22 protein-coding genes are annotated in these 18,439 nt (G+C 58.7%); 9 read left to right on the top strand and 13 right to left on the bottom strand.

Annotated features, from left to right (window positions below):
- Positions 1–13: 13 nt before the first annotated feature.
- Positions 14–592, bottom strand: coding sequence for a TetR/AcrR family transcriptional regulator (locus GOX45_RS11315; protein WP_171100935.1), 579 nt, complete (start codon positions 590–592; stop codon positions 14–16).
- A 101-nt stretch (positions 593–693) separates the two neighbouring features.
- Between GOX45_RS11315 and GOX45_RS11310 the strand changes: the two genes are divergently transcribed.
- Positions 694–1,287, top strand: a complete 594-nt coding sequence (locus tag GOX45_RS11310; RefSeq protein WP_171100933.1) for an NAD(P)H-dependent oxidoreductase — start codon at positions 694–696, stop codon at positions 1,285–1,287.
- Between the two features lie 13 nt (positions 1,288–1,300).
- Here the strand turns inward: GOX45_RS11310 and GOX45_RS11305 are convergent, their stop codons facing one another.
- The 4 genes from GOX45_RS11305 to GOX45_RS11290 are packed head-to-tail and all read right to left on the bottom strand — an operon-like array spanning position 1,301 to position 4,206.
- Complete coding sequence (locus GOX45_RS11305) at positions 1,301–1,906, bottom strand: pyridoxamine 5'-phosphate oxidase family protein (protein WP_171100931.1); 606 nt, start codon at positions 1,904–1,906, stop codon at positions 1,301–1,303.
- A complete protein-coding gene (locus tag GOX45_RS11300) occupies positions 1,893–2,633 on the bottom strand; it encodes a 1-acyl-sn-glycerol-3-phosphate acyltransferase (protein ID WP_171100929.1) in 741 nt (246 codons plus the stop codon). Before GOX45_RS11300 ends, GOX45_RS11305 begins: the two co-directional genes overlap by 14 nt.
- On the bottom strand, positions 2,633–3,532 hold the full coding sequence (locus tag GOX45_RS11295; RefSeq protein WP_171100928.1) for an ABC transporter permease: 900 nt from the start codon (positions 3,530–3,532) through the stop codon (positions 2,633–2,635). Before GOX45_RS11295 ends, GOX45_RS11300 begins: the two co-directional genes overlap by 1 nt.
- Positions 3,529–4,206, bottom strand: coding sequence for an ATP-binding cassette domain-containing protein (locus GOX45_RS11290; protein WP_171100925.1), 678 nt, complete (start codon positions 4,204–4,206; stop codon positions 3,529–3,531). The genes GOX45_RS11295 and GOX45_RS11290 overlap by 4 nt, the downstream gene beginning before the upstream one ends.
- 185 nt (positions 4,207–4,391) lie before the next feature.
- Here GOX45_RS11290 and GOX45_RS11285 point away from each other — a divergent pair, with 185 nt between their 5' ends.
- Complete coding sequence (locus GOX45_RS11285) at positions 4,392–5,147, top strand: zinc-ribbon domain-containing protein (RefSeq protein ID WP_171100923.1); 756 nt, start codon at positions 4,392–4,394, stop codon at positions 5,145–5,147.
- A 9-nt stretch (positions 5,148–5,156) separates the two neighbouring features.
- Here the strand turns inward: GOX45_RS11285 and GOX45_RS11280 are convergent, their stop codons facing one another.
- The 5 genes from GOX45_RS11280 to argH all read right to left on the bottom strand — a co-directional run bounded on the left by GOX45_RS11280 (position 5,157) and on the right by argH (position 10,810).
- Entirely contained in the window at positions 5,157–7,697 is a 2,541-nt protein-coding gene (locus GOX45_RS11280) for a TIGR02302 family protein (RefSeq protein ID WP_171100921.1), read from the bottom strand.
- A gap of 36 nt (positions 7,698–7,733) precedes the next feature.
- Complete coding sequence (gene lysA / locus GOX45_RS11275; RefSeq protein ID WP_171100918.1) at positions 7,734–8,999, bottom strand: diaminopimelate decarboxylase; 1,266 nt, start codon at positions 8,997–8,999, stop codon at positions 7,734–7,736.
- Positions 9,000–9,067: 68 nt separating this feature from the next.
- On the bottom strand, positions 9,068–9,217 hold the full coding sequence (locus GOX45_RS11270; RefSeq protein ID WP_171100916.1) for a hypothetical protein: 150 nt from the start codon (positions 9,215–9,217) through the stop codon (positions 9,068–9,070).
- A 22-nt stretch (positions 9,218–9,239) separates the two neighbouring features.
- Positions 9,240–9,422: an argininosuccinate lyase gene (locus GOX45_RS11265; protein WP_171100915.1), complete on the bottom strand. Its 183-nt coding sequence runs from the start codon at positions 9,420–9,422 to the stop codon at positions 9,240–9,242.
- Positions 9,422–10,810 carry an argininosuccinate lyase gene (gene argH, locus GOX45_RS11260; RefSeq protein WP_171100913.1) on the bottom strand — a complete coding sequence of 463 codons (1,389 nt, stop codon included), beginning with the start codon at positions 10,808–10,810 and terminating at the stop codon, positions 9,422–9,424. The genes GOX45_RS11265 and argH overlap by 1 nt, the downstream gene beginning before the upstream one ends.
- 21 nt (positions 10,811–10,831) lie before the next feature.
- Here argH and GOX45_RS11255 point away from each other — a divergent pair, with 21 nt between their 5' ends.
- The 7 genes from GOX45_RS11255 to GOX45_RS11225 all read left to right on the top strand — a co-directional run bounded on the left by GOX45_RS11255 (position 10,832) and on the right by GOX45_RS11225 (position 17,140).
- Complete coding sequence (locus tag GOX45_RS11255; protein ID WP_171100911.1) at positions 10,832–11,398, top strand: TlpA disulfide reductase family protein; 567 nt, start codon at positions 10,832–10,834, stop codon at positions 11,396–11,398.
- A 230-nt stretch (positions 11,399–11,628) separates the two neighbouring features.
- Complete coding sequence (locus GOX45_RS11250; protein ID WP_171100909.1) at positions 11,629–11,820, top strand: hypothetical protein; 192 nt, start codon at positions 11,629–11,631, stop codon at positions 11,818–11,820.
- A gap of 94 nt (positions 11,821–11,914) precedes the next feature.
- Positions 11,915–12,748 carry an EAL domain-containing protein gene (locus tag GOX45_RS11245; protein WP_171100907.1) on the top strand — a complete coding sequence of 278 codons (834 nt, stop codon included), beginning with the start codon at positions 11,915–11,917 and terminating at the stop codon, positions 12,746–12,748.
- 193 nt (positions 12,749–12,941) lie between these two features.
- Positions 12,942–14,117 (top strand): acetyl-CoA C-acetyltransferase, encoded by a 1,176-nt coding sequence (locus tag GOX45_RS11240; RefSeq protein ID WP_171100906.1) that lies wholly within the window; start codon positions 12,942–12,944, stop codon positions 14,115–14,117.
- Between the two features lie 189 nt (positions 14,118–14,306).
- Complete coding sequence (phbB, locus tag GOX45_RS11235; protein WP_170379024.1) at positions 14,307–15,029, top strand: acetoacetyl-CoA reductase; 723 nt, start codon at positions 14,307–14,309, stop codon at positions 15,027–15,029.
- 303 nt (positions 15,030–15,332) lie between these two features.
- Positions 15,333–16,277: a transcriptional regulator GcvA gene (locus tag GOX45_RS11230; protein ID WP_171100904.1), complete on the top strand. Its 945-nt coding sequence runs from the start codon at positions 15,333–15,335 to the stop codon at positions 16,275–16,277.
- Positions 16,274–17,140: a DMT family transporter gene (locus GOX45_RS11225; RefSeq protein WP_171100902.1), complete on the top strand. Its 867-nt coding sequence runs from the start codon at positions 16,274–16,276 to the stop codon at positions 17,138–17,140. The genes GOX45_RS11230 and GOX45_RS11225 overlap by 4 nt, the downstream gene beginning before the upstream one ends.
- Here the strand turns inward: GOX45_RS11225 and GOX45_RS11220 are convergent.
- The 3 genes from GOX45_RS11220 to GOX45_RS11210 form a co-directional block, all read right to left on the bottom strand.
- Complete coding sequence (locus tag GOX45_RS11220) at positions 17,137–17,301, bottom strand: YdcH family protein (RefSeq protein WP_170350663.1); 165 nt, start codon at positions 17,299–17,301, stop codon at positions 17,137–17,139. The genes GOX45_RS11225 and GOX45_RS11220 overlap by 4 nt on opposite strands.
- Positions 17,302–17,425: 124 nt before the next feature.
- Positions 17,426–18,196: a tRNA1(Val) (adenine(37)-N6)-methyltransferase gene (locus GOX45_RS11215; protein WP_171100900.1), complete on the bottom strand. Its 771-nt coding sequence runs from the start codon at positions 18,194–18,196 to the stop codon at positions 17,426–17,428.
- The gene (locus GOX45_RS11210; RefSeq protein WP_170353555.1) at positions 18,193–18,408 is read right to left on the bottom strand and encodes a DUF2007 domain-containing protein; all 216 of its coding nucleotides are present in this window, start codon (positions 18,406–18,408) and stop codon (positions 18,193–18,195) included. The genes GOX45_RS11215 and GOX45_RS11210 overlap by 4 nt, the downstream gene beginning before the upstream one ends.
- Positions 18,409–18,439: the final 31 nt, after the last annotated feature.

Here is an 18,439-nt window from a genome sequence, read left to right as displayed (position 1 = left end):
GCCCCGGCGGCGATCACGCCGCTGGGGTCAACCACGCCTTCAGGTAGATGTCTAACCTGTCCTGAAAGCGCTCTGACCCGTGCAGGGCACAGAAGGTCAGTGCCATGGCCTGAATTGCAAAGGCCTGCACCCCTTCGGCCAGCAATTCCGACGTCACGTCGCGACGTGCAGGGACCGTGTTCAGCCAGGTTTCCACGACACGGACATAGCGTTCGAAACAACGGGCGATAGGCCCAATTTCGGTGATAGCCGCGGCTCCTGAATACCGGATCAACAGATCGAACACATACCGCTCGGATGTCATGAAGTCATGCACCGGAGCCAGGGCTTGAATAAGTTCGGCAACTGAACCAGGCACGGGATCTTGTTCAACCTGATCAAAGATCGCGGCCAGCTTTTCGCCGATCAGGTGTGCCATCAAAGCGTCTTTGTCCTGGAAATGCGCAAAGAACGTACCTTTGGCGACTCCCGCAGATTTTACCACATCTTCAACACGTAAAGCCTCGTACCCGCCTTGGCTTACAAGTTCAGTCGCCGCATCCAGTAGCCGGGCACGGGTCTTGAGCGTTCTCTTTTGCACAGTCTTTTGCATTGCCCCAGATTGCATGTTTTTTGACCGTGGTCAAATTTAATACTGACCGAGGTCACTTTTAGATTCTAGTAAATGACCACGGTCATTTTTGGAGAATCACCATGCCGCGTAAAAAGATCCTGATCCTTGACGGTCATCCCGCAGAAAGCAGCTTGTCCCGGACATTCGCGCAAACCTACGCAGACGCCGCACGTCAAAACGGCCACGACGTTCGCATGATTCACTTGTGCGACTTGCAGTTCGACCAAGATTTCGGCCAGGGCAGTTACGACGACTTCAAACCCCTAGAGCCTGCGCTTGAAAAGGTCTTGCAAGATTTTGAATGGAGCGATCATCTGGTTCTGACCACGCCCATGTGGTGGGGCGGCCTTCCGGCGAAACTCAAGGGTCTGATCGACCGAATGTTCATTCCGGGGCGCACTTTTGACACGCGCAATACAACCAAGCTTGGTTTCCCGGCACCGATCCTGACGGGTCGTACCGCGCGGGTTATCCTGACATCCGACACGCCGGGTTGGTTCATGCGACTGGTGTATCGCCAAGCCCTGATCCGTCAGGTCCGAGATCAGGTGCTGGGGTTTGTCGGCTTCAAACCCACACGGTTCACCTATTTTGCGGGGGCCAGCTATCCCAAGCCCGGACATGTCGACCGATGGATCAGCAAGGTCGCAAAGATCGGTGCGGCGGCTGTCTGACAGCTATGGGCACCTACCACATTGTCTTGGCGGCGCGCGGTCCCCAGTCTTTATCATATTGCGCGCCACCCTCTTCCCCGGATGAGGCTTCGGCCAGCAGCTGACCCACGCTGGGCAAGTTTGCGCTTTCATCCTCTGCGGACCAGGTGCCGGAACGCATCAACGCGCGGGCGCATTGCGAGTAAATCTCGGTGATCGAAATCACGATGACCGTCGCGGGATGTTTTCCGTTCTTGTCAAACCGCGCGCGCAAAGCCTCGTCCGCGGTCACGCGTGCCGATCCGTTCACGCGCACAACATTGTTCGAGCCTGGCACCATAAACATCAATGAAACCCTGGGGTCGCGGACTATATTGCGCAGGCTATCCAACCGGTTGTTCCCGCGCCAATCCGGCGAGGCCAGCGTTTTAGGGTCAAGTTCCAACACAACCGGGCCATCATCGCCTCTGGGACTGCCATCAACGCCTTCCGGTCCTACGGTGCTGAGGACGCACAGCCGTGAGGACATGATCCACTGACGATAGAGCGGCGTCAGATGATCAACGACTTTGCGCAACGACGGCGCCCCCGGGGCACCATAAAGAGCGGTCAGCGCCTCGATATCTTCAATGAACTCCATCCGGATCAAACCCCACTTCGCGCATCAAACTGTTCGAGCGTGTCTCGACCATCTCTTCCAAACGTTTCAGGAACAAGTCTTTTGGAACACCGGGCTCGATCGGATCAAGAAAATCGACAATCGCCAGCCCCGGTTTGCGCAGGATCCCGGTGCGCGGCCAGAACACGCCCGCGTTGGTCGCCACGGGGATACAGGGAAACGCAAGACCCTCGTACAGCACCGCCGTGCCCACTTTATATGGCTTCTTTACGCCCGGCGCGACCCGCGTGCCCTGCGGGTAGATCACCAACTGGCCGGGCTCGCTGAACTCTTTGGCCACATCTTTGACCATCTTCGCCACAGCTGCGCCTTTGCGCCCGCGATTGACGGGGATGCAGCCCAGGCGTTTCGCATAAAGACCGATGATCGGTGTCCACAGCAGCTCTCGCTTCATGATGAACTTGCCATGCGGCACCGCGTTGAAGATCATTATGATGTCCAGAAACGACTGGTGCTTGGCCCCCACAACAACTTCGCCGGTTGGAACACTGCCGCGCACTTCACATCTGATGCCAACCATCCAGCGCGCCATCCACATGGTTGTTCGTGCATAGGTCTTGCAGGCCCGCAACGCGCCTTGTTTGGCAAACAGCGCATAGGGCGCAAAGACGATGCCCAGGATAAGCATCCAGGCATAGATCACGATCATGAAGATCAGTGACCGGATCCATTGAAAGGCCGTGGCCATCACGAAAGCTCCTTCAACTTGCGCCGCGCGGCGGCCCATGTGGCCACAAAGGCAACGGCTGCGCCCAACAGGGGGATCAGAGCGGGCAGCAGCCATCCGATGCCCTGAAAGCCCAGCCCGGTCAGGAAACCACCTGCATCCGAGGCCTCGGGCAGCAACAAAACACCGGACATCCCGAACAGTGTCCCAACCGCAGCCCCAAACAGAGCGCGCAGGGTGAAGCGGCGTACAAAGGCACCTGCGATGAACCTGTCCCGCGCGCCGATCTGACGCAAAACCTCGATGATCTGCGCATTGGCCGCAAGGGAAGCATTGGCCGCAAGCGTGATCATCGCTGCGGTGGCCCCGCCGATCAGCAGGATCGAGATCCAACCAAGGCGCCTCAGTGACACCGCAGCCTCGACCAAAGGTTCACGCCAACGGGAATGGTCATCCAGCACGGCACCCGGCACCTCTGCACCCAATCGCAGGCGCAATCCGGTGGCGTCCAGGCCCGGCTCTCCCTCGACAATTTCGATCAGCTGCGGCACTGGCAAATTGTCAAGCGGCAGATCAGGCCCGAACCAGGGGGCAAGCAGGGCGACCTGCTCTTCGGTGGTCAGGGCGCGGGCAGACGCCACGCCTGGCGTCTGGCTCAGCACCGCCAAGGCGGCCTCGGTCTGTGCGGCACGCTGATCTGCCGGCGCGTTGATCCGCAATGTGGCAGCACCTGCCAGTTCCGAGGCCCAACGATCGGCCAATCGGCCAGAGGCCAACGACAGCGCCAGCGCAAAAACCGCCAAAAACGCCATCGCGCCAGAGACGAACAGGGTCAGTTGAGCAGTATAACCGGTGGGCGGCACCACACGGTCGGCGCTGCGGTCGCGTTGCAGCAGGGCGCGCAGGTCATCCTTGATCATAGATCCGCTCCTGCCAGTTGCAGCCCATGCTGCGAAATTCGCAGAACGCGCGCCTGAACCTGACTTTTGGCGGCGCGGATCAGGCTGAGGTCATGGGTGGCGATCAGGACGGTCTTGCCCATCCGGTTCAGCTCGACCAACAGGCGCAGCAACCGCTGCGACATCTCCCAGTCGACATTGCCCGTCGGCTCATCCGCAAGCACAACATCCGGTGACAGGATCACAGCCCGTGCCAAAGCGGCGCGCTGGCGTTCACCACCCGACAGCTCAGGCGGGTACGCATCGCGACGCGTGCCAAGGCCAACCCAATCCAAAAGCTCGCCAAGATTTGCATCTTCTGTCTCGGCGGCACGCCCTGACACCATCAGCGGCAAGGCCACGTTTTCGGCCACGGTCAGGTGGTCCAGAAACCGACAATCCTGATGCACTACGCCGACCCTTCGACGCAACAAGGCCATCTGATCCCGATCCTGCCGGGCGACATCGTCGCCGAAGACAGACAGTCGCCCAGCGCTTGCCTGCAACGCGCCGTAGCAGAGCTTGAGAAAGGTGGTTTTACCAGCGCCGGAGGGCCCCGTTAGAAAATGGAACGAGCCGGGCTGCAATTGCAGCGTAACATCGCTCAGCAACTCACCATCACCATAGCTGTAGCTGAGATTTTCCAGCTCGATCACAGCTGTCCCCTTTATCTTTTATGCACTGTGTCTTGCCCGAGAGTTGCGACGGTTTCAATGCTTCATCGGTTCCATTTTGGATACAGTTGCACCCCCTGATCGAAAACACGCTTTGCGGTAGCCTCGTATCGGAATATAAGTTTCGAAAAAAGGATGACCGGCCAGTAGGCGGGCCAGGAGGCAGAATGCGGATTACATGCCCGAATTGCGGTGCCCAATATGAAGTCCCTGACGAGGTTATTCCCGAGGGCGGGCGCGACGTGCAGTGTTCAAACTGTGAAAAAACGTGGTTTCAGGGAAAGAGCGACGAGATAGAGGTGCCAGAGGCCGCCGAAGACACGGTCGTGACCCCAAAGCCCGAGCCTGTTCCCGAGCCCGAGGCCGAACCGGCCGCGTCCGAGGCCACAACCGACGTTCCGGCAGAACCCGAACCGGTTGCAGAAGCAAAGCCCGAGACCAAGAAGTCCAGCAATCTGGACCCTTCAATCAGCAGCATTCTGCAGGAAGAAGCCGCGCGCGAGTCGGAGCTGCGAGCCAAAGAAGGTGGAAGCTTGGAAAGCCAGCCGGACTTCGCTCTGGATCCCCCACCGGTTCCAGCTAAAGTAGCGCCAAAACGGCCACCGGCGACTCAGACCGCAAGCGATGCCGGCAAGAAAAAAGAGCTGCCAGATGTCGAAGCGATCAATTCCGGGCTGCGCAGTGCGACGGTCGGCGATCTGAACGACGCGCCACCGGTGGCACGCAAATCCAACGGGTTTCTGCGGGGTTTTGCGCTGATTGTCATCATCGGTGTGATCCTGCTGCTGATCTACAGCAACGCCAACCAGATCAGCGAGGCGGTACCGCAAGCGGATCCCGTGTTGCAATCTTATGTATCGATGGTCGATCAGGCCCGTTTGTGGTTGCAAGCGCAATCAGACGCGGGCGCAGCGCAGAACTGACCCTTCGGGTCAGAACCGCTCCAACAGCCGTTTGAGATAGTCCAGCTCGACTTGGGGCCGATCCGTATCGCCGGTACGGCGGCGGATTTCGTCCAGCAACTCGCGGGCGCGGCGATAGACGTCTTCGCCCTGCAACAGGTTCTCATCGGTCGAGATTGATCCATTGGCGCCAGCATTCCGGCCCAAGGGGTCACGACTGTTGGCTTGTGCCTCCCCTTCCTGCGTTCCCTGTCCCGGTTGGTTCTGCTGGTTCTGAGCCATCGCCTCGCCCAAGGATCGCATACCTTCCCGCAGCGCTTCCATCGCCTCGGACTGGCGGTCAATCGCTTCGGCCAGATCATCCCCGCGCAAAGCGTCTTCGGCCTGATCCATGGCGCGACCGGCCCGATCCAGCGCATCCCGCGCGGCGTCACCTTCAGGCGTACCACCACCGGGCAGGCCCTGTTGCTGACGGCTCAACTCGTTGCGCAAAGCTTGCTGACGATCCGCCAGCGATTGCTGCTGGCCGGATTGGCCCTCACCTTCGCCATCAGGCGTTCCCTGGCCTTGGCCTTCGTGGCTTTCGCCCCGGCCTGAGCCGCCATTGCGCCCTTCATTGCCCTGACTGTCACCAGCCTGCGCGCCGGGATTGAACTGTTCTTGCAGATCACGAAAAGCCTGATCACTAAGCCCTTGCTGTTCGCGCAGCGTCTCGGCCAGTCCTTCCATAGCCTGCTGGCCCTCGGATTGACCGCCTTGGCCCTGGCCTTGGGTGACCCGCATATTCTCCATCATCTGCTGGAACTCCTCCAGCGCCTGCTGCGCTTCGGCCATACGGCCCTGTTCCATCAGTTCCTGAATGCGATCCATCATGCGTTGCAGATCGTCTTGTGACATCTGCATCGATTCACCGTTTTGACCTTGCTGCTGCTCGCCACCCTCACCGTTTTCCTGCGCCAGGCGTTGAAGTTGTTGCAGATAGTCCTGCGTGGCCTCGCGCAATTCCTGCATCAACTCGGCAATCTCTTCGTCGCTTGCACCATTCTGCATCGCTTCGGTAAGGCGCTCCTGTGCACGACGCATCCGTTCGAGCGCATCCGCAAGCGTGCCATCTTCGATCAGAATCGCCAGGTCCCACAATGCTTGCGCGATCTCTTCCTGCTGCTTGTCCTTCAACCCGTATTTGTCGAACGCCTCAAGCCGGCGCAGGGTCACGCGAAGGCGCAAATAAGCGGTCTCGGACCGGAACACGCCATCCGGCAGATGGGACACAGCCCGCAAAACCTGCGACACGCGCAGCGCGTTTTCCTTGGACCACAGCAAGTCACGGCGCTGTTCGATGATCGCTGCTGCAAGCGGGTCAAAGAACCTGCGTGCGGGCAGATCGGTCTGGTAGATCTCGGATGTCGCCACCTGCTCTGCAGCGTCCTGCGCCGAAAGCGTGATCTTGACCGGCAAATGCGCCCAGGGATGTTCCGAGAAATCTTCGATCAGGTCTTCGGTGAATTCACTGCGATCTCCGGTGATCGGCATCGGCAGGTCAACGGTAATCACGTCGCGCGGTTCGGCGTCGGTGGCCAGACCATAGCGGCGGTCGACACTGTCCAAATCCAGCTCAATCCGGGCCGTGCCCGAGATCACGCCGTAATCATCCGCCGCATCAAAGGGCAGTTTCATCTGTCCGCCTGCCTCGGCCTCGGCCCGACCCGAAACTGCGATCTGCGGAGCAGTGTCGGCAACGATCTGAACCGCCCATTCCTGAGCAGCAGGACCTTCGATCTTCAACTGGCCCGAGGTTTCGGCCACAAAATCCTGTTCCGGCTCGGTCGCCAGTTCGGCCCCGGTGGGTGATGTCGTCTCGGTCAGTGTATGGGCACCGACCTCACCATAGAACCGCAAGGTGATGCGGCTGCCTTGCGGCACTACCAGCGACGGACCACTTTGATCGGCCAGATAGAGCGTCGGCAATCCGGTATAGCGCGGAGGCTCAACCCAGCCCTCCCATGTCGCTCCCGGCCCGGCCTGTGCCGTACCCGGCGCCATCTCGGCCACGGACCCAATCCGCCAGAATGATCCGAACACCAGACCCACTACCAAGGCCAGCATCGCCGCATAGCGTAGGGCAAACGGGTCGCGCGAGGCGAGCCGAAGGTCAGGCGAAACAGGTTCGGCCTGGGCTGCGCGTGCTGCCATGCGGGCCTGATGGGCCTGCCACAGGGCAACGGAATCTGCGTCCATCGCACCAATCGCCTGATCATCCAGCAGCGCCTGTATAGGACGGCCCGGCAATGTCTCATCCAAACGGATCAAAGCTTCGGCCCGGGACGGTATGTGAACGCGCCGGACCCCGTAAACAGCTGTCACAACCAATGCGACAACCGCCACCACCGCGGCGCCCCAAACAGTTTCGACAGTGACAAGATCGTGCAGACCCAGCAACAACGCGGCCAGAACCAGCATCAGTACCGAGAAGAACGGCCAAAAGGCGCGCAAAACCTGCTCGGCCAGCAAACCCGCATGGGTCAGCCACAAGGACAGTCTAGGAACGGGCAGCTTCGAGTTGTCGCGCAAGGCGGGCCTCCTGATTGGGCCCGCGCGACCACCGCGTCAAAGCCACGTAGGTATGGTATCGCGGTTTATGATTTCGTCAAAGCTTGGGCGTTCACGAATTACGGCAAATTGATCCCCGTTCACCAAAACTTCGGGGATCAGAGGGCGCGTATTGTATTCGCTGGACATTACCGCGCCATATGCGCCTGCGCTGCGAAAGGCGATCAGATCACCGGATTGCAAGGGCGGCATGTTGCGCTGCTTGGCAAAGGTGTCCCCGGATTCGCAAACCGGGCCAACGATGTCATAGGGCTGTGGCTCGACACCAGCCTCAGGTTCCTGAACCGCAATAATGTCGTGATGCGCTTCATACATTGCGGGTCGGATCAAATCGTTCATAGCCCCGTCAATGATCAGAAAATCGCGGCCTTCACCGGACTTCACATAGATCACCTTGCTTACCATCAAACCAGCATTGCCCGCAATCAGTCGCCCCGGTTCAATCTCGATCTCGCACCCCAAATGTCCAAGCGTTTTCTTGACCATAGCCCCGTATTCAACCGGCAAAGGTGGTGCCTCGTTCGAACGGGTATAGGGAATGCCCAGCCCGCCGCCCAAATCCAAACGGCGGATATTGTGGCCCTCGGCACGCAACTGCGCGGTCAGATCGGCGACTTTGTTATAGGCCAGCTCGAACGGGGCCAGATCAGTCAATTGCGACCCGATATGAACGTCGATCCCGATCACCTCAAGTCCCGGAAGGCTGGCCGCGCGGGCGTAGACCTCGGACGCGCGTGAGATCGGAATACCAAACTTGTTCTCGGATTTACCCGTGGCAATCTTGGCGTGGGTTTTCGCATCCACATCGGGGTTCACCCGCACGGTAATCGGCGCGATTACGCCCAATTCCTGGGCAACCGCATTGATCACTTCCATCTCGGGTTCGGATTCCACGTTGAACTGACGAATTCCACCGGTCAGCGCCGTGCGAATCTCATCTGCCGTTTTACCAACGCCCGAGAAAACGATCTTGTCGCCGGGCACGCCAGCCGCCTTGGCACGCATGTACTCCCCGCCCGAGACGACATCCATCCCCGCCCCCACCTGCGCCAGTGTCTTCAGGATCGCCTGATTGCTGGCCGCCTTCATCGCATAGCAGACAAGGTGGTCCGTGCCTTCCAGCGCGTCGTCAAACAGCTTGAAATGACGCTGCAACGTCGCTGTCGAATAGACATAGAACGGCGTTCCGACCGCGGCTGCGATCTCGGAAATCGGGACATCCTCGGCGAAAAGCGCGCCGTCGCGGTAGAGAAAATGATCCATAAAGCGCGCTTAGACCAAAAAAGGCCTGCGGATCAATGGAGACTGGCGGATTTACACGCCGAACAAAGTCAAAAGGACGTTGAGCCACCCACACGCCCATATCCCGAGATCGAGATACCCGAAGACTTGGGCTCGGGCGTCGGCTCGGGGCGCGGCTGAGACGTAGGTTCACAAGCGGCCAAAGCCGCAAGCAGAAGAAACGGGGTCCATAATTTCATGATATCTTCTTTTCTAAAGGCCTCAGAACCCGACAAACAGGCTTATCGGGCCGCGTGTCGCGCCAACGCCAGCCGCCACATAGGTCCCGCTGGAGCCTACGCCAACGCTGGCATTCATTGTCGGTTGCAGCGGTTCACCATCTGCGCCGCAGCCTGCCAACACCGCACAGGTAGCTACCAAGATCGTTGCGCGCAGCAGAGTCATCAGACCATCGCTTTCCATCTTTGAACCTGGGCCCGCACTTGATCCGGTGCGGTGCCACCGTAGGACTGACGCGAGTTTACCGAATTTTCGACCGTAAGAACAGAATAGACATCTTCGGTGATGTCACCATGGACCGATTGCATATCGGCAAGGCTCAGATCAGGCAGGTCACAGCCTTTGTTTTCGGCCATCGCAACCAACGAGCCGGTGACATGGTGCGCATCCCGAAACGGCAGCCCGGGCACACGCACCAGCCAATCGGCCAGGTCCGTCGCTGTTGAAAAGCCTGACCCTGCAGCAGCGGCAAGACTGTCGCGATTGGCAGTCATGTCCTTGACCATGCCTTCCATCGCCGCCAGCGCCAACATCCAGTTGTCGGCGGCATCAAATACCTGCTCTTTGTCTTCCTGCATGTCTTTGGAATAGGCCAAGGGCAGGCCCTTCATCACCATCATCAGCGCAGTATTGGCGCCAAAGATGCGCCCCACCTTGGCCCGGATCAGCTCGGCCGCATCCGGGTTTTTCTTTTGCGGCATGATCGAGGATCCAGTGGAAAAGCGATCAGACAAGGTGACAAAGCGGAACTGGGCCGAGGACCAGATCACCAGCTCTTCGGCAAAGCGCGACAGGTGGACAGCGCAGATTGACGCGGTGGACAGGAATTCCAGCGCGAAATCGCGGTCGCTGACGGCGTCCAACGAGTTGGCGGCAGGTCGATCAAAACCAAGCGCCTTGGCCGTCATATCGCGGTCGATGGGGAATGAGGTTCCGGCCAGCGCCGCAGCACCCAAGGGGGACTCGTTCATCCTGGCGCGCGCATCGCGGACGCGCGACAGATCGCGGCCAAACATCTCGACATAGGCCATCATATGATGCCCCCAAGTGACCGGCTGCGCGGTTTGCAGATGGGTAAAGCCCGGCATGACCCAATCGGCCCCGGCCTCGGCCTGCGCCAAAAGCGCACGGATCAAAGCCAGCAAACCCGTTTCAGCCGCATCCAACTGATCGCGCACCCACAGTTTGAAATCGGTAGCGACCTGATCGTTGCGCGATCGGCCTGTGTGCAAGCGGCCTGCGGGCTCTCCGATAACCTCTTTCAGGCGCGCTTCGACGTTCATGTGGATGTCTTCCAGTGCGGCCGAGAACTGAAACTCACCCTTCTGGATTTCTGACAAAACGGTGAGCAGCCCTTCCCGAATGGCCTCGGCATCACTATCACTAATGACGCCTGTCGCAGCCAGCATGGCGGCATGGGCGCGCGAGCCTGCAATGTCCTGGGCTGCCATCCGCTGATCAAACCCGATCGAGGCGTTGATCGCCTCCATGATCGCGTCTGGACCGGCGGCAAAGCGGCCGCCCCACATCTGGTTCGAGGATTGATCGGTCATGAATGAAAACCCGGAGTTGATATGCGCCTGTTACGTCTGATCCCCCTTTATATGGCCCTTGCGTTGGGTGCAAACGCAGCTTTGGCAACGGATGCCGAAACGCTGGCACCCTTGCGGGATGGCTCTCTGAAACGGCTGATCTTGCATAGCGAACCCAAAGAGGCCAAGACCATCGAGTTCCAAATGGAAGATGACGGCGGCGTTGGCACGCTGGAAGACTATGCCGGCAAATACGTGCTGGTGAATTTCTGGGCCACTTGGTGTGCGCCTTGTCGCAAAGAGATGCCTCAGATTGCCGAGCTGCAAGAGGAATTTGGCGGCGACAAGTTCGAGGTTCTGACCCTGGCCACAGGCCGCAACTCTCCTGCCGGGATCAAGAAATTTTTTGACGACAATGGCATCACGGGCTTACCGCGCCACCAAGACCCAAGCTCGTCCGCCGCGCGTGAATTCGGTGTCGTTGCCCTGCCGATCACTGTGATCCTGAACCCCGAAGGCCAGGAAATTGCACGTTTGATCGGAGACGCGGAATGGAATTCCGACAGCGCCAAAGCGATCATCTCGACCTTGGTGGGCGCCGAAAGCTGACCCCTGCGGTCAACGTGAGACACGGAACCTTCGGGCGCCTGTAACGCCCGAGGGTAGTTTCATTTAGTCGGGCTTGGGCCATTTTATGCCCTGATTTCAAGCTTTCGGCACCAAACCGCTCAAGAAAGCGGCACCTGCGTCGGCAGAACCCAAAGCCGAAGCGACCCATATTGAAACGCCGATATTGGTTGCCACATGGATAACAGAAGACCGAAGCACCCGAGGACCGCATGACCCGTATCACATCCATCTCGACCTATATCGGCCTGCTGGGCCTTGTTTTGTCGATGGTTGCCGCTTTGGCAGACACGGTGTCCCCTGCGGCTTTGCTTTTTGGCTTTATCCTGATGCTGACCGGTATGTTTGGCGCGATTATCGGCGCTGCGGCCTCGTGGTCCTTTGAGCGCGCCCGATCAAACTGATCAATATTCTGAAACGTCTTAACCGCAGATTCATCTGTTTGCCCTGAAATCATGACCAACAGGGTTTGGCCATGACTGAAGGATCGTCACGGATATGCGGAACAAGAGGCTTGCGGACCTGCCGGAAGGGGTGGACAGCCCGCTGAACGCTGCGGTTTCGGCGCGGGATCGTTCGGCGGTTCAGATGGCGACCGAAGCGGTGAAACACAAGCAATGCAAGCTGGCGTTTCAGCCGGTCATGCAATCGCGCCCACCCCAGGGCGTCGCTTTTTACGAGGGGTTCATCCGCGTGTTGGATGAAACCCGGCGCGCCATTCCCGCGCGTGAGTTCATGCCGCAGGTCGAAAACACACCTGTGGGTCGCGATCTGGATTGCGTCGCGCTGGAAATGGGTATGCGGACTTTGATCCGAAACCCCGGCATCCGCCTGTCGATCAACATGTCCGCCCGTTCGATTGGCTATGCGCGCTGGTCGCGCCTGCTTGAGAAATTTCTCAAACGCGACGCGACACTGGGTGAGCGGTTGATCCTTGAGATCTCGGAAAGCTCGGCGATGCAGGTGCCGGAACTGGTGGTCGATTTCATGGATCGGCTGCAATCGCGGGGCATCGCCTTTGCTTTGGACGATTTTGGCGCCAGCAATTTCAGCTTTCGCCATTTTCGCGAGTTTCTTTTTGACGCGGCCAAGATCGACGGACAGTTCATTCGTGGCATCAGCCGCGACCCCGACAACCAGGCATTGGTGCGCGCACTGATCGCAGTCGCACGCGAGTTTGAGATCCTGGTAACCGCCGAATCGGTCGAAACACCCGAGGATGCCGAATTTCTTGTCGCCAATGGGGTCGACTGCCTTCAGGGGTTTCTGTTTGGCGCACCGACAGTCTCCCCACCCTGGATCGGGAAAACCAAAGCAAAAACCGGAACTTGATGCCCGTTTTCAGTGATCTGCCCAAATCAAACTTACGCTGAGACAAGCTGTCCGTTGCTGCAATTGCAGCATTGGGGTATTTCAGGCAGAGTTGAGCGGGGGAACATGAGGCGCTCTGACTCTGGCAGAGCGAAGCTTTGCAACTTGCGCCGTCAGATTTCCCACAGGACCATGACGGTAAAGGACTGATCAAATGACCAACGTAGTAATCGCATCCGCCGCACGCACAGGCGTCGGCAGCTTTAGCGGTTCGTTTGCGAACACCCCTGCACATGACCTGGGCGCCGCCGTACTCGAAGCGGTTGTCGAGCGCGCCGGGATCGACAAAGGCGAAGTCAGCGAAACCATCATGGGTCAGGTTCTGACCGCAGCACAGGGCCAGAACCCTGCACGTCAGGCGCATATCAATGCGGGCCTGCCGCAGGAAAGTGCGGCCTGGGGCATCAACCAGGTCTGCGGCTCGGGCCTGCGCGCTGTTGCACTGGGTGCGCAGCATATCCAACTCGGGGATGCTGACATCGTGGCCGCCGGTGGCCAGGAAAACATGACCCTGTCGCCCCACGCTGCCGCCCTGCGCGCCGGTCACAAGATGGGCGACATGAAATACATCGACACGATGATCCGTGACGGCCTGTGGGACGCATTCAACGGCTACCACATGGGCCAGACTGCCGAAAACGTTGCCGAGAAATGGCAGATCAGCCGCGATATGCAGGACGAATTCGCCGTAGCCTCGCAGAACAAGGCAGAAGCAGCTCAGAAGGCCGGTAAATTCGACGACGAGATCGTGCCCTTCACCATCAAGACCCGCAAGGGCGACATCGTGATGGACAAGGACGAATACATCCGCCACGGCGCGACCATCGAAGCCATGGGCAAACTGCGCCCAGCCTTCACCAAAGAAGGTTCAGTCACGGCAGCCAACGCGTCAGGCCTGAATGATGGCGCGGCCGCGACGCTGCTAATGTCGGCTGAAAACGCTGAAAAACGCGGGATCGAGCCTCTGGCCCGGATTGCATCGTACGCAACGGCTGGTCTGGACCCGTCTATCATGGGTGTTGGCCCGATCTATGCGTCCCGCAAGGCACTTGAGAAAGCGGGCTGGTCGGTTGACGACCTGGACCTGGTTGAAGCCAACGAAGCTTTCGCCGCGCAAGCCTGTGCCGTCAACAAGGACATGGGCTGGGACCCTTCGATCGTAAACGTCAACGGTGGCGCCATCGCCATTGGTCACCCAATCGGAGCCTCCGGTTGCCGCGTTCTGAACACGTTGCTGTTCGAAATGAAGCGCCGCGATGCCAAAAAGGGTCTGGCCACCCTCTGCATCGGTGGCGGCATGGGCGTTGCGCTCTGCGTGGAGCGCGACTAAGTGCCTTGACATCTAAATAGAAAAGGGCGTCCACTGGACGCCCTTTTTTGTTACAATCGTGCATTACCCAAACAGATGCGACAATATCGCCGGACAGAAAGAGACAATCGATCGCGAAACGATATTGCGAAATAAATACTCTCAGAGTAACAGAATTACCCAAGACGACCAAAATTGGAGGAGTCATCAATGGCACGTACAGCACTCGTTACCGGCGGATCTCGCGGCATCGGCGCAGCAATTTCCAAGGCGCTCAAGGCCGAAGGATACAACGTTGCGGCGACCTATGCGGGGAACGATGAAGCGGCGGCGAAGTTCACCGAAGAAACCGGCATCGCCACGTATAAATGGAACGTTGCCGATTATGACGAATCCAAAGCGGGTATCGAAAAAGTAGAGGCCGAGGTTGGCCCGATTGATATCGTCGTCGCCAATGCCGGTATCACGCGTGACGCGCCATTTCACAAGATGACACCCGAGCAGTGGCATCAGGTGATCGACACCAACCTGACCGGTGTGTTCAACACCGTCCACCCTGTGTGGCCCGGCATGCGCGAGCGTAAGTTCGGGCGGGTGATCGTCATCAGCTCGATCAACGGCCAGAAAGGCCAGTTCGCTCAGGTGAACTATGCTGCGACCAAAGCGGGTGATCTGGGCATCGTAAAGTCACTGGCACAAGAAGGTGCACGCGCAGGCATCACCGCCAACGCTATCTGCCCCGGCTATATCGCCACCGAGATGGTGATGGCGGTACCGGAAAAGGTGCGCGAATCCATCATTGGCCAAATTCCCGCGGGTCGTCTGGGTGAACCGGAAGAGATTGCGCGCTGTGTGGCTTTCCTGGCCTCTGATGATTCTCAGTTCATCAACGGTTCGACGATTTCGGCGAACGGTGCACAGTTCTTTGTCTAAGCCAAGCCGAGCTTGAAACGAATTGGGCCGGCCCCAAACAGGCCGGCCCTTTTGCATCCCGTAAGAACGCGCGCGCTGCGTTCAGCGGAAACTAAATACTTTCTTCAGCATCGCAATAATTGCCGTGCCCCGTGCTTCATGTGCGCGGTGAAAGGCGCGGCGGGCGGCTGGATTTGTGGTCATCTCGATCATCTTCGCGGTCCTTTCAGAACAGTTTCATTTGACTTGATCTGAATATTACCCTTAATTTCAAAAGCGACAAACGAGTAATTCTCGCAGTTCAGTTAAGAAAAATTTGACCGTATGCCAGACAGTCTGCCCCCGCTCACAGCCCTACGCGCCTTTGACGCCGCCGCCCGGCACATGTCTTTCGCCAAGGCCGCCGACGAGTTGCACGTGACCCCTGCTGCGCTGTCTTTTCAGATAAAATCGCTTGAGGAGCATTTAGGCCGTCCCCTGTTTCGCCGCCTGAACCGAGCCGTCGAGCTGACCGAAGCCGGTCGAACCCTTGCACCCGGTGCAGCAGATGGGTTCGCTACTCTTCAGGCCGCATGGCAAGCGGTACGCCGACAAGGAGACGACACCAGCCTGACCGTGACAGCCGGACCCGCCCTGACCGCCAAGTGGCTTGCTCCGCGTCTCTACGAATTTGCACGCGCACATCCGGAAATCGATTTGAAGTTCTCGGCGACTTTGCGAAATATGGACCTTGAACGGGATGACGTCGATGTTGCCATCCGGTTTGGCTATGGGCCTGACGAAGAGCTCTATTCTCTGCCCGTTCGCAAAGAGTGGCTGACCCCAGTGATGACCCCCGAACTGGCCGAGCAGTATCCAACAGTTGAAAGCTTGCAAGAAGCGCCGCTGATCCACGACGATTCGATCGCATTTCTGAAACCCCCCGCAAACTGGGCGACATGGTTCCGCGCGGTGGGCGTAGATTTTGAGCCCAAACACGGCGCCAGTTTCTCACATGCCGATCACACAATTGACGCGGCGGTGGCCGGTATGGGGGTCGCGCTTGGGCGACGTTCGATGATCATCAAGGACCTGACCGAAGGGCTGTTGGTCGCCCCTTTCAAAGTTGCGATTGAAACACAGGGGCGATTTCGCTTTCTCTGTCTGCCAGGTGCCGAGAAACGACCTCAGATCGCAGCATTCAGGGATTGGTTTGTCGCAGAGATCGAAAAGACCGCACATATCTCGGACGCGTTTCAGATCATCCCGGTCGAGGACATCGCGGCATGACTCGATCCCGCGCGACAAGTATCGGTTTTGTTGCCGTACTTCTGTGGTCTCTGCTTGCCCTGTTTACAGTTGGGTCAGCACCAACTCCTCCTTTGTTGCTGAACGCGATCTGCTTCAGCCTTGGTGGAACGTTGGGGCTGATCTGGACATGGCGTACGGGCGGCATCGCGCAGCTGCGCGCGGTCCGGTGGCCCATCTACATGTTCGGAACAGTCGGACTGTTTGGCTATCACGCGCTGTATTTCTCGGCGTTGCGGATGTCGCCAGCCGCCGAGGCCGGGCTGATTGCCTACCTCTGGCCGCTGCTGATCGTTTTGCTTTCGGGCCTGCTGCCAGGTGAGCATCTGCGCGCAGGACACCTGATTGGCGCCTGTCTGGGCTTTGCGGGGGCTGCACTGATCATCTTGGGTGGAGGTGGAGCAGGCTTTCAATCGGATCACCTGCCAGGTTATGGCCTGGCCCTGCTGTGCGCTTTGACATGGTCGGGCTATTCCGTTTTGTCCCGCCGTTTGGGCGATACGCCCACAAATTCTGTCGCAGTGTTTTGCGTGCTAACCGCTATTGCCTCTTGGATACTGCATTTCACGCTTGAGGACACGATCTGGCCCGACACCGCCCTCAGCTGGGCCTCTGTTCTTGCTCTTGGGCTCGGACCAGTTGGGCTTGCGTTTTACGTCTGGGATATCGGGGTCAAACAGGGCGACATTCAGATGCTTGGAACCAGCTCTTATGCTGCACCGCTATTGTCGACTCTGGTTCTGATCCTGGCCGGGATCGCCACCCCAACCTGGGGTCTGGCGATCGCGGCGGTTTTGATTACCGGTGGCGCGGTACTTGCAGCCCGCGCCAGCTTTGCGAATTAGGCCGACAGGCGCTCGATCTCTTCTTTCAGTTTCAATTTCTGCTTTTTGAGCTGGGCGATGTGGAGATCGTCGATGCCTGGCGAGCGCTGAGCTTGTTCTACTTCAAGACCGAGAGTTTCGTGTTTTTTCTTCAGTTCCGTCAGATGTGCGCTAACGCTCATGGCGATCCTCCTTGGTGGGTATACAAATAGTACGTGTGAAGTTGACCACATCAATTCAACCCTGTCACGCCGCAGCTGCACAGAATCTGTCACAAATCCTAGGAATTCGGCCGATCAATGCCGACTAGGGATCAAACCCGGCCAAGCTTGCACCGTTGCGCAGCACCGCGCTCAGTTCGGGGGCATAACTATCACCGTCCCGCTCGTGCCGAACGCCTTGATGCAGAATCACCGGTGGATGCAGCTTGAAAGCGGCCCGCCCGCCCTTGCGCGCGCGCAGGATCACAAGTTCGGCATCGCGACCAACCCGCGCCGCCAGAGGCAGAACCTCGACCGAGCCCAGATGGCCCGTGCAGGCCACCAGCATGTCCGGAAGCCGGTCAGCTTTCTGGATCATGCTTAAAAAGCCTTTTGGGGCCAGCCGTTTTGCCGCGACCTCAAGCCAAAGGGCAAGCGGCGTCTGTTCGCCCAAAGCGATGCTACGCCCGGTGTCTCGCGCTGTGCTGTGCGCGCCTGGTTTGTAATAGGGCGGGTTTGCAATCACGTGATCGAATTGCTTTTGCCGCAGATCGGCGGGCATTGCTGTCAGGTCTGCCTGGACAACATCCAGATCAACCGCGTTCTCTTGTGCATTCCTGCGCGCCAAATGCGCGTATTCTTCCTGCAATTCGACCCCGGTGAGCTGCAGTCCGGGCACCCGCGCCGACAGGCACAAAATGGCCGCTCCTGCGCCGCAGCCAAGCTCCAGCACCGACTGCCCCGGTGACGCGGGGACCGATGCGGCCAGAAGAACAGGATCAACTCCGGCACGATAACCTGCCTTGGGTTGCCACAGCCGAACACGACCACCCAGAAAGTCATTGCAGGTCAGGTCGATGTCATCACGCGCAGTCATCGACCCAAAGGGATGTCATTGTCGTGCATTACACGTTCTGCCCGGGTCAGATCATCGGCACGCACCATCAGCCGGCGAGGGAAGATTCCAATGCCGCCTTCGAGGATGCTCATATTTACGTCCATCTGAAAGCAGTCTATATCCTCGCCCTCAAGGAGAGCGGATGCAAAAGCCAGAATTGTTGGATCGGTGCTGCGCAAAAGTTCTTTCATGGGGATGGATGTAAGGGCAAGGCAAGGCGGA

The sequence above is a fragment of the Ruegeria sp. HKCCD7255 genome (assembly GCF_013031565.1).
In the GTDB taxonomy this organism is placed as follows: Bacteria; Pseudomonadota; Alphaproteobacteria; order Rhodobacterales; family Rhodobacteraceae; genus Ruegeria.
This window is presented reverse-complemented; position numbering and strand designations above follow the sequence as displayed.

What these genes read in the sequence shown, in the direction of transcription:
- GOX45_RS11315 (WP_171100935.1), bottom strand. Translation starts at nt 592, where the DNA reads ATGCAAAAGACTGTGCAAAAGAGAACGCTCAAGACCCGTGCCCGGCTA.
- GOX45_RS11310 (WP_171100933.1), top strand. Translation starts at nt 694, where the DNA reads ATGCCGCGTAAAAAGATCCTGATCCTTGACGGTCATCCCGCAGAAAGC.
- GOX45_RS11305 (WP_171100931.1), bottom strand. Translation starts at nt 1,906, where the DNA reads ATGGAGTTCATTGAAGATATCGAGGCGCTGACCGCTCTTTATGGTGCC.
- GOX45_RS11300 (WP_171100929.1), bottom strand. Translation starts at nt 2,633, where the DNA reads ATGGCCACGGCCTTTCAATGGATCCGGTCACTGATCTTCATGATCGTG.
- GOX45_RS11295 (WP_171100928.1), bottom strand. Translation starts at nt 3,532, where the DNA reads ATGATCAAGGATGACCTGCGCGCCCTGCTGCAACGCGACCGCAGCGCC.
- GOX45_RS11285 (WP_171100923.1), top strand. Translation starts at nt 4,392, where the DNA reads ATGCGGATTACATGCCCGAATTGCGGTGCCCAATATGAAGTCCCTGAC.
- lysA (WP_171100918.1), bottom strand. Translation starts at nt 8,999, where the DNA reads ATGGATCATTTTCTCTACCGCGACGGCGCGCTTTTCGCCGAGGATGTC.
- GOX45_RS11270 (WP_171100916.1), bottom strand. Translation starts at nt 9,217, where the DNA reads ATGAAATTATGGACCCCGTTTCTTCTGCTTGCGGCTTTGGCCGCTTGT.
- GOX45_RS11265 (WP_171100915.1), bottom strand. Translation starts at nt 9,422, where the DNA reads ATGACTCTGCTGCGCGCAACGATCTTGGTAGCTACCTGTGCGGTGTTG.
- argH (WP_171100913.1), bottom strand. Translation starts at nt 10,810, where the DNA reads ATGACCGATCAATCCTCGAACCAGATGTGGGGCGGCCGCTTTGCCGCC.
- GOX45_RS11255 (WP_171100911.1), top strand. Translation starts at nt 10,832, where the DNA reads ATGCGCCTGTTACGTCTGATCCCCCTTTATATGGCCCTTGCGTTGGGT.
- GOX45_RS11250 (WP_171100909.1), top strand. Translation starts at nt 11,629, where the DNA reads ATGACCCGTATCACATCCATCTCGACCTATATCGGCCTGCTGGGCCTT.
- GOX45_RS11245 (WP_171100907.1), top strand. Translation starts at nt 11,915, where the DNA reads ATGCGGAACAAGAGGCTTGCGGACCTGCCGGAAGGGGTGGACAGCCCG.
- GOX45_RS11240 (WP_171100906.1), top strand. Translation starts at nt 12,942, where the DNA reads ATGACCAACGTAGTAATCGCATCCGCCGCACGCACAGGCGTCGGCAGC.
- phbB (WP_170379024.1), top strand. Translation starts at nt 14,307, where the DNA reads ATGGCACGTACAGCACTCGTTACCGGCGGATCTCGCGGCATCGGCGCA.
- GOX45_RS11230 (WP_171100904.1), top strand. Translation starts at nt 15,333, where the DNA reads ATGCCAGACAGTCTGCCCCCGCTCACAGCCCTACGCGCCTTTGACGCC.
- GOX45_RS11225 (WP_171100902.1), top strand. Translation starts at nt 16,274, where the DNA reads ATGACTCGATCCCGCGCGACAAGTATCGGTTTTGTTGCCGTACTTCTG.
- GOX45_RS11220 (WP_170350663.1), bottom strand. Translation starts at nt 17,301, where the DNA reads ATGAGCGTTAGCGCACATCTGACGGAACTGAAGAAAAAACACGAAACT.
- GOX45_RS11215 (WP_171100900.1), bottom strand. Translation starts at nt 18,196, where the DNA reads ATGACTGCGCGTGATGACATCGACCTGACCTGCAATGACTTTCTGGGT.
- GOX45_RS11210 (WP_170353555.1), bottom strand. Translation starts at nt 18,408, where the DNA reads ATGAAAGAACTTTTGCGCAGCACCGATCCAACAATTCTGGCTTTTGCA.